This is a genomic window from Kitasatospora sp. NPDC048540, assembly GCF_040651175.1.
GTDB lineage: Bacteria > Actinomycetota > Actinomycetes > Streptomycetales > Streptomycetaceae > Kitasatospora.
The window spans coordinates 40137-56430 of record NZ_JBEZIR010000002.1; the positions used below are offsets into that span (position 1 = coordinate 40137).

Annotated in this window: 10 protein-coding genes and 1 pseudogene; 7 read left to right on the top strand and 4 right to left on the bottom strand. The window is 71.7% G+C overall.

Going from position 1 to position 16294, the window contains the following annotated elements:
* Positions 1-71: 71 nt before the first annotated feature.
* Positions 72-449: pseudogene (locus tag AB0D08_RS01935) on the top strand (SDR family NAD(P)-dependent oxidoreductase); the annotation flags it as partial.
* A 126-nt stretch (positions 450-575) separates the two neighbouring features.
* Here the strand turns inward: AB0D08_RS01935 and AB0D08_RS01940 are convergent.
* Both AB0D08_RS01940 and AB0D08_RS01945 read right to left on the bottom strand, forming a co-directional pair.
* On the bottom strand, positions 576-1451 hold the full coding sequence (locus AB0D08_RS01940; protein ID WP_359885949.1) for a universal stress protein: 876 nt from the start codon (positions 1449-1451) through the stop codon (positions 576-578).
* A 149-nt stretch (positions 1452-1600) separates the two neighbouring features.
* On the bottom strand, positions 1601-3190 hold the full coding sequence (locus AB0D08_RS01945; RefSeq protein WP_359885950.1) for an oleate hydratase: 1590 nt from the start codon (positions 3188-3190) through the stop codon (positions 1601-1603).
* A gap of 306 nt (positions 3191-3496) precedes the next feature.
* On the opposite strand from AB0D08_RS01945, the gene AB0D08_RS01950 reads away from it, so the two are divergent.
* From AB0D08_RS01950 to pflA, 6 genes are all read left to right on the top strand, one after another.
* Entirely contained in the window at positions 3497-5878 is a 2382-nt protein-coding gene (locus tag AB0D08_RS01950) for a phosphoketolase family protein (protein WP_359885951.1), read from the top strand.
* Positions 5879-5918: 40 nt separating this feature from the next.
* Positions 5919-6728 (top strand): universal stress protein, encoded by an 810-nt coding sequence (locus AB0D08_RS01955; protein ID WP_359885952.1) that lies wholly within the window; start codon positions 5919-5921, stop codon positions 6726-6728.
* A gap of 144 nt (positions 6729-6872) precedes the next feature.
* Positions 6873-7730, top strand: coding sequence for a universal stress protein (locus AB0D08_RS01960; protein WP_359885953.1), 858 nt, complete (start codon positions 6873-6875; stop codon positions 7728-7730).
* Between the two features lie 238 nt (positions 7731-7968).
* Positions 7969-10614, top strand: a complete 2646-nt coding sequence (gene adhE, locus AB0D08_RS01965) for a bifunctional acetaldehyde-CoA/alcohol dehydrogenase (protein WP_359885954.1) — start codon at positions 7969-7971, stop codon at positions 10612-10614.
* A 31-nt stretch (positions 10615-10645) separates the two neighbouring features.
* Positions 10646-12907, top strand: coding sequence for a formate C-acetyltransferase (pflB, locus tag AB0D08_RS01970; RefSeq protein WP_033823937.1), 2262 nt, complete (start codon positions 10646-10648; stop codon positions 12905-12907).
* Positions 12908-13053: 146 nt separating this feature from the next.
* Positions 13054-13773 (top strand): pyruvate formate-lyase-activating protein, encoded by a 720-nt coding sequence (pflA, locus tag AB0D08_RS01975; protein ID WP_033823965.1) that lies wholly within the window; start codon positions 13054-13056, stop codon positions 13771-13773.
* Between the two features lie 571 nt (positions 13774-14344).
* Here pflA and AB0D08_RS01980 read toward each other — a convergent pair.
* Positions 14345-15166, bottom strand: a complete 822-nt coding sequence (locus AB0D08_RS01980; protein ID WP_359885955.1) for an ABC transporter permease subunit — start codon at positions 15164-15166, stop codon at positions 14345-14347.
* Positions 15163-16092 carry an ABC transporter ATP-binding protein gene (locus AB0D08_RS01985; RefSeq protein WP_033823935.1) on the bottom strand — a complete coding sequence of 310 codons (930 nt, stop codon included), beginning with the start codon at positions 16090-16092 and terminating at the stop codon, positions 15163-15165. The genes AB0D08_RS01980 and AB0D08_RS01985 overlap by 4 nt, the downstream gene beginning before the upstream one ends.
* Positions 16093-16294: the final 202 nt, after the last annotated feature.

The following is a 16294-nucleotide window of genomic DNA, read 5'->3' on the forward strand; positions in this document are numbered from 1 at the left end:
CCACGGCGAACCGCGGCACGTCGAGCGTGCTCACCGCCAGCCCGGGCACCGGCTCGGCCTGCGGGCCGGTGGTGGCCAGCAGTGGGGCGCCGCCGTTCTCGCCGCCCTGTACGACCTGTTCCGCGTCGAGGACGACAAGCTCGTCGAGCACCGGGACGTCCTGGGGACCATCCCGCACCACGAGCCGACCGGCGCAACGACAACGGCAAGTTCTGACGCCGCCCGTACCCACGGCACCGTCACCCCCTCAGCCCGGCCTCCAGGTCGACCTCCGCCCCAGCGAAAGCTTCGCTCCCCAGGACCTCGCCCACATCTACGATGTCAACGTCCTCGGCCCCTGGCGCGTCCTCCGCGCCACCCTCCCGCCCGTGCGCCGCCAGCACAACGGGCTGATCATCACCGTCTCCAGCAGCCTGGCCCGCCTCTCCTCCCCCTTCATGACCGCCTACGCCAGTGCCAAGCGGCCCGGGGGCTGGGATCGCAGCGTCGCCCGGAGGGTCCAGCGGTGTACGCGAACAGGGGGCGGCGGACAACCGGGCATGCCGGAGTCCACCGCCCCCGAGGGGGTGCGCGGGTCAGTCGTGCGGGACGACGGCGACCGGTGCCTGCGCGTGGTGGAGTACGGCGTGGGCGACCGGCCCGAGCCGCATGCCGGCGTGGTGGTGCGGGCGCCGTCGGCGGCCCACCACGAGGAGGTCCGCGTCGGCGCCGGCGTCGATCAGGGCTGCGGCGCCGCTGCCGATCCGGCAATCCTGGACCACCACGACCTCGGGGTGCTTCTCCTGCCAGCCGGTCATCGCCAGCGTGAGGAGTTCGTCCTCGATCGCCCGGAACTGCTCGGCCTCGGGCTGTGGCGTCACCCAGCCGGCGTAGCCCCACACCGGCGGCGGCGTCCAGCCGTGCACGGCGCGCAGCACCGCCCTGCGCCGGGCGGCCTCGCGGAAGGCGAAGTCGAGGACGTCCGCAGCGGGCTCGCGGGTGTCGATGCCGACGACCACCTCGGGTCCGTCGGGCCCGGCGGGGCGGTCGGTCGCGTCGGAGCGGACCAGCACGGTGGGGACTTCGCTGCGGGCGGCGAGGGCCAGACCGATGGAGCCGACCATGAGTGCACCGAAGCCGCCGAGCCCGCGGGAGCCGAGGATCAGCATGCGAGCATCGGCGGCCGCGTCGACCAGGACGTCGACCGGCTCGCCGCCGCCGATCAGCTCGGCGCGGATCTCCAGGCTCGGATGGGTGGTCCGGATCGCCTGCTTGGCGTCGGAGAGCATGCGCGTGGTCAGGGCGCGGACATCGGCCGGTAGGCCGGGGTCGGTGTGGAGGTCGTCGAGCCAGGTCTGGGCGTGGACCAGGCGCAGCGGAAGGCCGTGGCGGGTGGCCTCGTCGGCTGCCCAGCGGGCGGCGGCGATGCTCTGTGCCGAGCCGTCGATCGCGGCGAGCAGGTGGTCGGCCATGGGTGAATCCTCTCCGGAGTGGGGTGCGTGGGACGTGTGGTCGTGTCGGGCCAGTCTTCGTGGGCGGGGGTTGCCGGGCCAGGGCCGGCCGGCGCCCGGCGCAGGGGTCGAAGGTCCCTGTGCTGGGCACCGGCCCGGCTGCGGGGTGTTCACGCGAAGGCGGTCCGCAGGGCCCGCAGGGCCGTGGCGGGTTCGGACAGGGCGTGGTGGACCTGCGGGACGGGAAGCTTGAGGCCGAGCAGCTGGTAGACGGCGTGCATGGCGCCCCGCACGGAGTACTCGACGGTGAAGACGACGTCGTCGGGGATCTCGACGTACTGACCGAGGAAGGCGAAGTTGCGGGCGCCGTGCGGGATCACGCGCGGGCGGTCGTGCACGGTGCGCGGGGCGAACTGGCTGGTGATGTAGGGCATCATCACCGTGGTGACGGTCGTGGTGGCGCTGACCTCCTCGGCGATGTCCTCGAAGCCGAGCTGGCCCAGGAGTTCGGTGAGGATCTCCTGCCCGGTGCACTCGGCCATGGCCTTGCCGGTGTGCTCGCCGGGGGTGTCGGTGAACAGGCCGTAGCCCCACAGGGTGAAGACGTCGTCAGGCTGGCCGTCGAAGTGCGGCGGGCGGGGCACCACGATCGACAGCAGCCAGGGTGAGTCCTTGAAGGTCATCAGGGCGCCCGTGCCCGGGGCGTTGCCGCTGAACTCCTCGATCCGCTTCAGCAGGGCGGGGCTGCGCATGGTGAGGGTGAAGGACTCCCAGGCGGCCTCGGGGATGCTGCCGTTGAAGACGGCGGGCCGGCCGAAGTCCGGTGCCTTGCGGGCCAGGGTCTCCCAGAGCGTCCAGCTGCCGTCGCGCTTGTCGCGGACCAGCTCGGGCGCGATGTGGTCATCGCCGTAGGAGGTGTCGGCGGTCATCGAACCGAGCGTGATGAACGCGAGGTCGAGGTCGGCGAGTTCGACCTCCTCGTGCTGTCCCTCGCGGTCGAGGTGCAGGCGCTCGGCGCGGCGGATGCCGTCGTGCTCGGTGAAGTCGACGTCGGTGACGGTGACGCAGTGCTCGAAACGCACCCCGTGCTCGAGCAGCCACGCGGTGAGCGGCCGCACGATCGAGTCGTACTGGTTGAGACGGGTGCGGCGCACCCCGGCCAGGGTGTGGATGCGCGGGAACTCTTGGAGGAACCGCAGCAGGTAGCGCTTGAGCTCGATGGCACTGTGCCAGTTCTGGAACGCGAAGGTGGTCCGCCACATCGCCCAGAAGTTGGTGGTGAAGAAATGCTCGGAGAAGAACTCGTCGATCCGGCGGGCACCGATCACCGCCTCGGGCAGGACCAGCAGCCGGGTCAGCTCGATGCGGTCGTGCGCAGTGAGGCCGAGGCGGGCGGCGTCGACGATCCGGTGGTCGCGGTCGATCAGCCGGGCTTTGGCGTCGGTCGGCCACGCCCGGTTGAAGTCGACGATCTCCTGGCGGACGGAGACCTTCGGGTCGTCCAGGGTGGGGATCGTCTCCAGCAGGTTCCACAGACAGGTGTACGCCTCGTCCTCCAGCATCCGCCCGCCGCGCGTCACGTACGCCTGATCCGGTGAGCCCGCACCGTCGAGGGAACCGCCCGCGAGCGGAAGCTGCTCCAGGATGTGGATGTTCTCACCGGGGACGTCGCCGTCCCGGATCAGGAAGGCCGCGGCGGCCAGGGCGGCGATCCCGCCGCCGACCAGGTAGGCCTTCGTCTGACGTCCGCTGTCGATCATGTCGTGTTCCGTTCGTTCGCTGAGGGCCGCCTGCGACGATCGGCAGGGCGTGCCGCAAGCCTGTGTCAGCGCCGGCGTCGGCGCGTGGGCCGACCGGCCCCGCTCCAGAGCCATTCGTCCTCGGCATCACGGCCCATCACGCGCCGCCCGCGGTGCGCGGGAGGTTCGGCTGGGCCGCAAGTCCCTCTCCCCGGTGTCGGGCCATGACCCGGTCGGCCCTGTGCCCGGCCGGGTGCGCCGCGTGACGATGGGTGGGCCGCCGTCGGTGGCCAGCGAAGTCGACCGATCCCCGAGGAGACCGCCGCCATGACGGTGACCGCTTCAACGCCCACAGAGCCGACCGAGGCCGAACTGCGGGCGCTCGACGCTCACTGGCGGGCCGCCAATTACCTGGCGGCCGGCCAGATCTACCTGATGGCCAACCCGCTGCTGCGCGAGCCGCTGCGCCCGGAGCACATCAAGCCCCGGCTGCTGGGCCACTGGGGGACCTCGCCGGGCCTGAACCTCGTGTACACGCACCTCAACCGGGTGATCTCCGGGCGTGACCTGGACGCCATCTGCGTCTGGGGCCCCGGCCACGGCGGCCCGGCGGTGCTGGCCGGCTCCTGGCTGGACGGCAGCTACACCGACACCTACCCGTCCGTCACCCGGGACGCCGACGGCATGGCGAAGCTGTTCCGGCAGTTCTCCTTCCCCGGCGGGGTGCCCAGCCACGTCGCGCCCGAGACCCCCGGCTCCATCCACGAGGGCGGCGAACTCGGCTACGCCCTCTCGCACGCCTACGGTGCCGCCTTCGACAACCCCGCCCTGTTGGTCGCCTGCGTGATCGGCGACGGCGAGGCGGAGACCGGCCCGCTCGCCGCCTCCTGGCACAGCGACAAGTTCCTCGACCCGGTGCACGACGGCGCGGTGCTGCCGATCCTGCACCTGAACGGCTACAAGATCGCCAACCCGACGGTGCTCTCCCGCCTGCCCGAGGCGGAACTCGACGCCCTGCTGCGCGGCTACGGTCACGACCCGCTGTACGTCACCGGCACGGACCCGATGGCCGTGCACCACGCGATGGCCGCCGCCATGGACACCGCCCTCGACAAGATCGCCGCCATCCAGTACGAGGCCCGAACCCTCGGCGCCACCCGGCGCCCGCACTGGCCGATGATCGTCCTGCGCACTCCCAAGGGCTGGACCGGCCCGCACGAGGTGGACGGTGTGCCGGTGGAGGGCACCTGGCGCGCCCACCAGGTGCCGCTCGACCAGGTCCGCACCAACCCCGCCCACCTCGCGCAACTGGAAGCCTGGCTGCGCTCCTACCGCCCCGAGGACCTGTTCGACGAGCACGGGAGCCCCACCGAACAGGTGCTCGCCTGCCTTCCCGAGGGCCGTCGCCGTCTCGGTGCCAACCCGCACACCAACGGCGGCCTGCTGCTGCGCGACCTGCCCCTGCCCGAGCTGGAGCGCTACGCCGTCCCGGTCGACAAGCCCGGCGCGAGCGTGCACGAACCCACCCGGGTGCTCGGTGACCTGCTCGAACAGGTCATGGCCGACACCGCGGGGCGCCGGGACTTCCGCCTGGTCGGACCGGACGAGACGGCCTCCAACCGGCTCCAGGCCGTCTACGCCGCCACCGGCAAGGCATGGCAGGCCGACACCCTGCCGGTCGACGAGCACCTGGCCCGCGACGGCCGGGTCATGGAGATCCTCTCCGAACACACCTGCCAGGGCTGGCTGGAGGGCTACCTCCTCACCGGCCGCCACGGCCTGTTCTCCTCGTACGAGGCGTTCGTCCACATCGTCGACTCGATGGTCAACCAGCACATCAAGTGGCTGCGCACCACCCGGCAGATCCCCTGGCGCGCCCCGATCGCCTCGCTCAACTACCTGCTCACCTCACACGTCTGGCGCCAGGACCACAACGGCTTCTCGCACCAGGACCCCGGCTTCGTCGACCACGTCCTCAGCAAGAGCCCCGAGGCCGTGCGCGTCTACTTCCCGCCGGACGCCAACACCCTGCTCGCCACCGCGGACCACGTGCTGCGCAGCCGGGACTACGTCAACGTCGTCGTGGCCGGCAAGCAGCCCTGCTTCGACTGGCTGAGCCTGGAGGAGGCCCGTGCCCACTGCGCGCGCGGTGCCGGGATCTGGGAGTGGGCCGGCAGCGACGACGGCAGCGGCGAGCCGGACGTGGTGCTCGCCTGCGCCGGTGATGTACCGACCCAGGAGGTCATCGCCGCCGCACAGTTGCTGCGCCGTCACCTGCCGGACCTGCGGGTGCGCGTGGTGAACGTGGTCGACCTGGCCCGGCTGATGCCCGCCGAGGAGCACCCGCACGGCATGCCCGACGCCGAGTTCGACGCCCTGTTCACCCGGGACAAGCCGGTGGTCCTCGCCTACCACGGCTATCCCTGGCTGATCCACCGCCTCGCCTACCGCCGTACCGTCCACCCGCACCTGCACGTCCGCGGCTACAAGGAGTCCGGTACCACCACCACACCCTTCGACATGGTCGTGCGCAACGACCTCGACCGCTACCGCCTGGTCATGGACGTCATCGACCGGGTCCCCGGCCTCGCCGTGCGAGCCGCCGGCGTCCGCCAGCAGATGGCCGATCAGCGCAGCCGGCACCACGACTGGATCCGCGAACACGGCACCGACCTGCCCGAGGTCGCCGACTGGCAGCCGGGCAGCTGACCCGGACCGAACGGTGCTCCACCGGAAGGAGAAGATCACCATGGACCTGCCCGTCACTGTCGGCGTCGACGGCTCCGACGCCAGCCTGGTGGCCGCCGAGTGGGCCGCACAGGAGGCGCTGCTGCGCGGCCGCCCGCTGCGCGTGCTGCACGCCCTGCCCCTCATGCCGCACCTGCTCCCCAGCTGGAGTCGGCAGACCCGGCCCGCCGGTGACCTGCTCCACGAGGTCCGGCACGTCCTCGCGGTACGCCACCCGCAGCTGCTGGTCCGCACCGAGGAGGTCCACGATGTCGTCACCTCGGCGCTGGTCGCCGCAGGCGAGGACGCCGAGCTGCTGGTCCTCGGGGCGCGCGGCATCGGCGGCTTCCCGGAGCTTCGCGTCGGCTCCACCGCGCTGCACATCGCCGCCCGGGCCAACAGTCCCACGGTGCTGCTCCCGGCGAACGGCCCGGGCATGCATCCGCGCGAGCAGGTGGTGCTGGGGTTGGACGCCCGCCGTCCCGCCGAGGCGGCGCTGCTCTTCGCCTTCCTGGCCGCTCAGAGTTACGGCTTGCCGCTGCGGGTCGTGCATGCCGGGGCGGATCCGGTGGGGGCATGCGAGGGCCACAGCGGTGAGAGCGCGCTGCTCGACCGGGTCCTGGGGTCCTGGAAGGCGGCTCATCCCGAGGTCGAGGTGATCGCGGACACCGAGGGCGCCGCGCCGGGCCCGGCGCTGGTGGAGGCGTCCGCCAAGGCCCGGTTGCTGGTGCTCGGCCGCCGCCCGGCGGATCGGGTCGGCCCGCTCGGACCGGTGGCCCACGCCGTCCTGCACCACGCCGACTGCCCGGTGGCGGTCGTGCCCGAGGCATGAGCGCGGTCCCTGACCGGGACCTTCGGGACCGGTCAGGGGGCTGCTCGGCCTCTATGGCCGGCCTTCGCCGACGGTGAGGCTGTCCGTCAGACACGAGGTCGCGCACGTCGGTCCGCGACCACAGAAACGAAGGAGGTCGTGATCATGTCTCACGCGGTGGTGGTGGGAGTCGACGGATCGGCGCAGAGCGCGGCGGCGGCCGAGTGGGCGGCCTACCAGGCACACCGGAGCGGCCGGGCGCTGCGGATGATCCACGCCGGTGGAACGGAGCCGGCGTTGTCGGCGGAGCCCGAGGACTTGGCGCAGTCGCTGCCCCGGCCGGTGCTCGAACTGCGGGACCGCCTCGCGGACGTGCTGCCGGACCTGGAGATCTCCTGCGAGCACGTACCCGGCCACCCGGCCCATGCGTTGGCTGCCGCCGGGCACCGGGAGGGTCTGCTGGTGCTCGGTTCGCGCGGGCTCGGCGGGCTTGCCGGAGCGCTGGTCGGATCGGTGGCGCTGCGCGCGGCGGCGCACGCCGCCTGCCCTGTGGTTCTGGTCCGGACGGGCACGGACGGCGACGTGGCGAGGTCGGACGTGGCGGTGGGGGTGGACAGCGCGCGGCCCTGTGCCGAGGTACTCGGCTTCGCCTTCGAGCAGGCTGCCGAACGCGGAGCGAAGCTGCGGGCGCTGGAGAGCCGGAGCCTGCCCACCGGAGGGTACGTGACGGCGGCTCCGATCGACCCCCCTGAGATCACGGAGGCCTTGGCGGCGGAAGCGCTGGTCCGGCTTCAGGACGCGCTGGCGCCCTGGCGGGAGAAGTTCCCCGGGGTGCGCGTCGAGGCCGAGGTGACCGGCCGGCCGGCCGGGAAGGCACTGGTGGAGGCCGCCCGCAGCGCCTCGTTGGTGGTGGTGGGCCGACGGACCCCCAAGATCCGGCCGGCCGTGCCCGGACTGGGCGCCGTGGCCCATGCGGTGCTCCACCACACGCACGGCCCGGTCGCGGTGGTGCCGCACGACTGACCGACAGCGCCATCGTGGCCGTGGCAGGACCGACACCAGGTCCTGCCACGGCCGCCGTCGCGTCCGGCCCCGGGCCCGGTGACCCAGACAGCCGGTGGACGAGGGGACCTTCGGCCCGAAGGCATACCCCAACGGCCGCCTCCGTACGCGGCGCCGCTCGGGAAGGCTGTGGGTGGAAGCGCGAGCGACGTCCGCCAGCGCACGATCCCCGGATGAAGAACCGAAAGGTGGTCCCGCCATGCCCCGCCGCCCGCAGGCCGAGGAACCGAATCCTCCCGCCCCCGCCCCGGCCAGCACCACCGCCGTCGACGCCCTGGTCGCCGACGCGCTGATGGCTCTCCGGGAGTACGCCGACTTCACCCAGGAGCAGGTCGACCACATCGTCAAGAAGGCGTCCCTGGCCGCACTGGCCCAGCACACCGCACTGGCGGCGCTGGCGGTGGAGGAGACCGGGCGCGGCCTGTTCGAGGACAAGGCCGTCAAGAACGTCTTCGCCTGCGAGAACGTCACCCACGTGATGGCCCGGACGAAGACCGTCGGGGTGGTGCGCCGGGACGAGATCGACGGGATCGTGGAGATCGCCGAGCCGGTCGGCGTGGTCGCCGGCATCACCCCGGTCACCAACCCCACCTCCACCACGATCTTCAAGTGCCTGCTGGCGCTGAAGACCCGCAACCCGATCGTGTTCGCCTTCCACCCCGCGGCGCAGCGCTGCTCGGCAGAGGCGGCCCGGATCGTGCGGGACGCCGCGGTGGCGGCCGGAGCACCCGCCTCCTGCATCCAGTGGATCGAGCAACCGTCGATGGCGGCCACCCACGCCCTGATGAACCACCCGGACGTGGCCACCATCCTGGCCACGGGCGGCAATGCGATGGTCCGGGCCGCGTACTCCTGCGGAAAGCCGGCCCTCGGAGTCGGCGCCGGCAACGTCCCCGCCTACGTCGAGAAGAGTGCCGACCTGAAGCGGGCCGTCAACGACATCGTGCTGTCGAAGACCTTCGACAACGGCATGATCTGCGCCTCCGAACAGGCCGTCATCCTGGACGCGGAGATCCGCGACACCACGCTGGCAGAGTTCCGCACGCTGAAGGCGCACCACGCGAGCGCCGAGGAGAAGGTGCTGCTGGAGCGCTACCTGTTCGGCGCAGGCGAGGGGAGTTCCTGCGCGGGGGAGCGGCTGAACGCCGACGTGGTGGGCCGCAGTGCCCCGGAGATCGCGGCCTCGGCCGGGTTCGAGGTACCGGGCGACACCTCGGTGATCCTGGTGGACGTCGAGCGGGTCGGGCCGGCGGAGCCGCTGACCCGGGAGAAGCTGTGCCCGGTGCTGGCCGTGCTGACCGCGGCCTCGCGCCGCGAGGGCCTCGAACTGGCTGCGGCGATGGTGGAGTTCAACGGGCTGGGGCACTCGGCAGCGGTGCACACCGAGGACGCGGCGTTCGTCGAGGAGTTCGGCCACGCCGTCAAGGCGTGCCGGATCATCTGGAACGCCCCCAGTTCGCAGGGCGGCATCGGCGACGTCTACAACGCCTTCACCCCCTCGCTGACCCTGGGCTGCGGCTCCTACGGGCACAACTCCGTGGCCGGGAACGTCTCGGCACCGAACCTGCTGAACATCAAGCGGATCGGGCGGCGCAACACCAACATGCAGTGGTTCAAGGTCCCGCCGAAGATCTACTTCGAGCGCAACAGCATCACGTACCTGGCGAGCATGCCGAACGCCCACCGGATCGTCATCGTGACCGACCGGACCATGGTGGAGATCGGTCACCTGGAACGGGTCCGGGGCATCCTGGACCGCCGCCGCGAACCTGTCGAGGTCCGGGTCGTCGACTTCGTGGAGCCCAACCCGAGCATCGACACCGTCCGGCGGGGCGCCGAGCTGATGCGCGACTTCCGCCCCGACACCATCATCGCGCTCGGCGGCGGCTCGCCGATGGACGCGGCCAAGGTGATGTGGCTGATGTACGAGCACCCGGAGGTCGACTTCGCCGACCTGAAGGAGAAGTTCTTCGACATCCGCAAGCGCGCCTTCACCTTCCCCGACCTGGGCGAGAAGGCGAAACTGGTGTGCATCCCGACCACCTCCGGCACCGGAGCCGAGGTCACCCCGTTCGCGGTGATCACCGACACCGCCACCGGGCAGAAGTACCCGCTCGCGGACTACGCGCTCACCCCGAGCGTCGCCATCGTCGACCCGGCGCTGACCGCCCGCCTGCCCAAGGACGTCACCGCCGACACCGGCTTCGACGCCCTCACCCACTGCATCGAGACCTACGTCTCGGTCTACGCCAACGACTTCACCGACGGCCTGGCCCTGCACGGCATCCGACTGATCTTCGACAACCTGGAGCAGGCCGTCACCGACGGCCCGGCCAACCCCGTCGCCCGGGAGAAGATGCACAACGCCGGCACCATAGCCGGCATGGCCTTCGGCTCCGCCTTCCTCGGCGTCGTGCACGCCATGGCCCACACCCTCGGCGCGACCTTCCACGTCGCCCACGGCCGCACCAACGCGCTGCTGCTGCCCCACGTCATCCGCTACAACGGCACGGCCCCGGGCAAGGTCACCGGCTGGCCCAAGTACCGCAGTTACGTGGCCCCCGAGCGCTACCAGGCCATCGCCCGGATGCTCGGCCTGGCCGCCGGCACCCCCGAGCAGGGCGTCGAGTCCCTGGCCGCCGCGGTCGAGGAACTGCGCGACCGGGTGGGCATCCCGCGCTCCTTCAAGGAAGCCGGAGTCGACGAGACGGCCTTCCTCGCGGCCCTGCCGAAGCAGGCGATGAACGCCTACGAGGACCAGTGCGCCCCGGCCAACCCCCGGATGCCGCTGCTCGCCGACATACAGCAGCTGATGCGCCTGGCCTACTACGGCGACCGGTCCTGACCACCACCCGAGCGAGAAGGACAGACCGACCATGACCACACAGCAGCACGGGACTTCGGCCGCCTGGCACGGATTCCAGGGCGACCGGTGGCGCGAAGCCGTGGACGTGCGCGACTTCATCCAGCACAACTACACCCCCTACGAGGGCGACGGCACCTTCCTGGCCGGGCCCACCGGGCGAACCCTCGCGGTCTGGAAGCAGATCACCGACCGCTTCCCCGAGGAACGGGCGAAGGGGGTGTACGACGTCGCCCACGACGTGCCCGCCGGCATCACCGCGCACGCGCCCGGATACATCGACCGGGAGCGGGAGCTGATCGTCGGGCTGCAGACCGATGCCCCGCTCAAACGCGCGATCATGCCCTACGGCGGCTGGCGGATGGTCGTCGGCGCCTTGAAGACCTACGGCTACCCGGTCTCGCCGGAGCTGGAGAAGGTCTTCACCGAGTACCGCAAGACGCACAACGACGGCGTCTTCGACGCCTACACGCCCGAGATCCTCGCCGCCCGCAAGGCCGGCGTCATCACCGGCCTCCCCGACGCCTACGGCCGCGGCCGGATCATCGGCGACTACCGCCGGGTGCCGCTGTACGGCGTGGACCGGCTGATCGAGGTGAAGCGGGCCGAGAAGGCCGAACTGGACCACCTGCCGCACGATCCGGCGCGGCTGGAGGAGACCATCCGGGAGCGTGAGGAACTCGCCGAACAGATCAAGGCGTTGGGCGAGCTGAAGCAGATGGCCGCGCGCTACGGACACGATGTCTCCGGCCCCGCCGCGACGGCCCGCGAAGCGGTCCAGTGGCTCTACTTCGCCTATCTGGCCGCCGTGAAGGAGCAGAACGGCGCCGCGATGTCGCTCGGCCGCACGTCCACCTTCCTCGACGTCTACCTGCAACGGGACCTCGAAGCAGGCCGGCTGACCGAGGAGCAGGCGCAAGAGCTGATCGACGACTTCGTCATCAAGCTGCGGATCGTGCGCTTCCTGCGCACCCCCGAGTACGACGAGCTGTTCTCCGGCGACCCCACCTGGGTCACCGAGTCCATCGGCGGCATCGGCGAGGACGGCCGCCCGCTGGTGACGCGCACCTCGTTCCGCTACCTCCAGACCCTCTACAACCTCGGCCCGGCTCCGGAGCCGAACCTGACCGTGTTCTGGTCACCGAAACTCCCGGCCGGGTTCAAGGAGTTCTGCGCCAGGGTGTCGATCGACACCTCCAGCATCCAGTACGAGTCGGACGAGCTGATGCGCCCGCGCTTCGGCGACGACACCGCCATCGCCTGCTGCGTCTCCGCGATGCCGGTCGGCAAGCAGATGCAGTTCTTCGGTGCCCGGGTCAACCTCGCCAAGACCCTCCTCTACGCGATCAACGGCGGCCGGGACGAGATCTCCGGTGCCCAGGTCGGCCCCGCCACCGGCGCGCTCAGCGGCGACGTCCTCGACTACGAGGAGGTGCTCGCCAAACTCGACCAGCAGCTCGACTGGCTGGCGGCCACCTACGTCCACGCACTGGACGTCATCCACTACATGCACGACAAGTACGCCTACGAGCGCCTGGAGATGGCCCTCCACGACCGCGACATCCGGCGCACCCTGGCCTGCGGCATCGCCGGCCTCGCGGTGGCGGCGGACTCGCTCTCCGCCATCAAGCACACGACCGTCCACCCGGTGCGGGACGACACCGGACTCGCCGTCGACTACCTCGTCGGGGGCGAGTACCCGGCCTACGGCAACAACGACGACCGCGCCGACGCCATCGCGGTACGGCTGGTCGAGGAGTTCATGGAGAAGGTCCGCAAGCATCCCACCTACCGCGGCGCCGAGCACACCCAGTCCGTACTGACCATCACCTCCAACGTCGTCTACGGCAGGATGACCGGCGCCACCCCCGACGGCCGGCGCGCCGGAGAACCGTTCTCCCCGGGCGCCAACCCGATGAACGGCCGCGACCGCCACGGCTACGTCACCGCTGCCCTGTCCGTGGCCAAGCTCCCCTACGACCAGGCCGAGGACGGCATCTCCCTCACCAACACCGTCACCCCCGACGCGCTCGGTCGCACGGCCGACGAGCGGATCGCCAACCTGGTCGGCGTGCTCGACGGCTACACCACCTGCCGAGGCTTCCACATGAACGTCAACGTCCTCAATCGCGACACCCTGCTCGACGCCATGGAACACCCCGAGAAGTACCCCCAGTTGACCATCCGGGTCAGCGGCTACGCGGTCAACTTCGTCCGCCTCACCCGCAAGCAGCAACTCGACGTGATCGGCCGCACCTTCCACAGCGCGCTGTAGCAGCGCCCACCCGCACGCGGTGCCGACGCCCTCCCTGACCACGGGCGTCGGCCCCGCGCCTCTGTGCAAGGAGAACCGGAATGACCGAAACCACCGTCGCCGCCTCGGCCGGCGAAGCCGCACCCCCGTCCTGCCCGGTGACCGGCATGCTGCACTCCTGGGACCTGTCGACCGGCGTCGACGGCCCGGGGACGCGCTTCGTCGCCTTCCTCGCCGGCTGCCCGCTGCGCTGCCTCTACTGCCACAACCCCGACACGTGGCACCTGCGCGACGGCCGGCGCGCCACTGCCGACGACATCGTCCAGGAGGCCGCCAAGTACACCGCGTTCATCCGCGCCTCTGGTGGCGGAGCGACGATCAGCGGCGGCGAGCCGCTGCTCCAGCCGAATCTGACCGGCGAATTGCTGCACCGCTTCAAGCACGAACTCGGCCTGCACACCGCCCTGGACACCTCCGGCTTCCTCGGTTCCCGCGCCACCGACGCGCTGCTCGCCGACACCGACCTCGTCCTGCTCGACATCAAGTCCTGGGACCGCGCGCTGTACCGGCACCTGACCGGGCAGCGACTCGCTCCCACCCTGGACTTCGCCCGCCGCCTGGCCGGCCTCGGCACCGAGGTCTGGGTCCGCTTCGTGCTCGTCCCGGGGCTCACCGACCTTCCCGAGAACATCGAGGGCGTCGCCGCCTTCGCCGCATCCCTCGGCAACGTCGCCCGGGTCGACGTGCTGCCCTTCCACAGGCTCGGCACCGCCAAATGGCGCGCGCTGGGCCTGGAGTTCACCCTCGCCGACACGCCGACCCCGACCCGCGACCAGGAGGCCGCGGCTCGCGCGGTGTTCGCCGCCCACGGGTTGCACGCCGTCTGATCACGCCTGTCCCGTCTGCTCCCCGGTACGGACGAGCTTCGCGGCTCGTCGACCGACCGGGAAGCTTCGTCGTGCCCGCGCCGCGTGCCACTGACGGATCGGCGACGTGGCGCCGGGCTCCGGACACGTGATTTCGGACGACGACGAGGGCAGTCCGTGACGCGCCTCCCCGGCCGGTTCGGAACCGGGGTCATGGTTGCGGGACAGCGGCCGGGACCCGAGCAACGCAAAACGCCGTGGCCGACGGCGATCGTGTCGCGGCCGACCACGGCGGTGCGGGTGCAGTGGGGGGCAGCGAGCCAGGGGCGGGCACGCACGAGCGGGACGGCGGCCCAGCGGCGGCCCGTCCCCGACGTGCGGGCCGTGCCGGCCCTTGGGGACGGACGGGGGCTGCCGGTCGAGGCCGAGGAGGGAGGAGGACAGAGCCCCACCGGACGGACACGTCCTCGGACTGCCGGTGGACCGGCCGGCGGTTGATCACGATGGGTGAGCAGCCAGGAGGAGCCGGCGATACTTCGGTCGAACACCTCAGGGCGGCCCGAAGCCGTTGCGGCCGCGGGCGGTGTGGTGCTCAGGGAGCCAGGTCCCGGCGCAGCAGCAGAGGGACCGCGGCGGCGATCCCGGCGAACCCGACGGCCACCAGGGCGGCGAACGGGCCCCAGGGGATCGTTCCGTGGGCGAGTGCGTCACCTGGCGTGTAGTAGTGGAACGGGCTCAGGTATCGCAGTGGCGCGGCCGGGTGCCACGCCATGGCGATGAAGTTGACGGCGAAGCCGACGGCGCCGAACGCGATGGTGGCGCCGATCACCTGGGCCCGGTGGCGGGCAGCAGCTGAGACGGCCAGGGCCGGACCGGACAGGCAGAGCGTGAACGCACACCCCGCCAGGCCGGCGGCGAGCACGCCGCGCAGAGGGACCGCGTGGTGGAGGGCGGGGGAGAGGGCCACGCCGCCGGCGACCGCCAGCGTGGCGGCGACGTTGAGTGCCAGTGAGGCCGCGACCACGGCGGCGGCCCGTTCGGCGAGCAGTCGCAGGCGGGAGACCGGGCGGACCATCAGCAGCTCGACGGCGCCGGACTCGACGTCCGCCGCGACTGCCGCCGCCGCGAGCGAGCCGATCGCCGTCAGTTGCATGGCGATCCAGAACGGGTGCACCAGACCGGCCCCGAGCAGACCGGGGTAGCTGGCGATGGAGACGTCACCGGTCGATCCGGAGAACGCCTTCAACGCGTCGGGTCCGGTCGGGCCGGTCCCGGCGAACAGCTGGGTCGGCGGCACCGCCCGGATGACGGCCACGATCAGCGCCTCGAAGACGACCATGCCCGCTGCAAGGAATGCCAGCATCCTGCGGCGCCGGTGCAGAGCCAGCCAGAACAAGGGGAACCGGGCCCTCATGACCGTACCTCCGCTGCTTCGACGTCCTGCCGGTACAGGTCGAGGAACGCCTCGTCCAGCCCGGCCTCCTCCACCGACAGGTCCGCCACCGGCAGCACAGCCAGGACCTCGCGCAGTCCCGCGACCAGCTCCGCCGGCGGGACGAGCAGACGGACCTCGTCCCCGTGCCAGCGCGGTGACCAGTGCTCCGCCAGCCCGAGACCGCGGGCACCCCGGCCGTCGGCCAGGACCAGCCGCACCCGCCTGGCGCGCTCCTCCCGCAGAGTGGACACCGACCGTACTGCGACCAGCCGCCCCGCCCGCACCAGCGCCACCCGGCCGCAGGCCCGCTGTACCTCCGGCAGTACGTGGCTCGACAGCAGGACCGTACGTCCCGCGTGCGTGGCCTCTTCCAGCAGTGCGAAGAAGACCTCCTGGACCAGCGGGTCCAGGCCTTCGGTGGGCTCGTCCAGCACCACCAGTTCGGGATCGTGCTGGAGCGCCTGGACCAGGCCCAGCTTCTGCTTCATACCGCGCGAATACTCCCGAACCGGCCGGGCCAGATCGGCGGACGACAGCCCGAGCCGCTCGCACAGCTCCGCACGCCGGGATGTCGCGGCGCGCTGAAGATCCCCGAGCAGCCGTAGTGTCTGAGCACCGGTCAGCTCCGGGTACAGACGAAGCTCTCCCGGCAGGTACCCGATCCGCGGGGCCAAGCGCCGGTGGTCGGCGACCGGGTCCAGCCCCAGTAGCCGGATCCGTCCGGTGTTCGGCCGCAGCAGACCCACCAGGCAGCGGATGGTCGTGGTCTTCCCGGCGCCGTTGGGGCCCAGGAACCCGAAGATCTCACCCCGCCGCACGGTGAGGTCGAGGTGGTCCACACCCGCCTTGCGGCCGTAGTACTTGCTCAGTCCGGCCAGCTCGATGGCCGGCCCCTCGCGCTCCATGCGTGCCTCCCTGGGCCGCGGCCGCCTCGGTGGAGGCTTGGTCCCGCGCACCAACTGCAGCGCACCGGCCGCAGCGGTGACAGGGACTCATGGCCCCCGTTCGACAGGCCTGTCGGTCCCCGGTGCGGCAGTCGCGCCGCACCGGGGCTGAAGGTCCCGGCACGACGGCCCCCTCGGCCCTTCGCCACCACGTGCCGGCCGA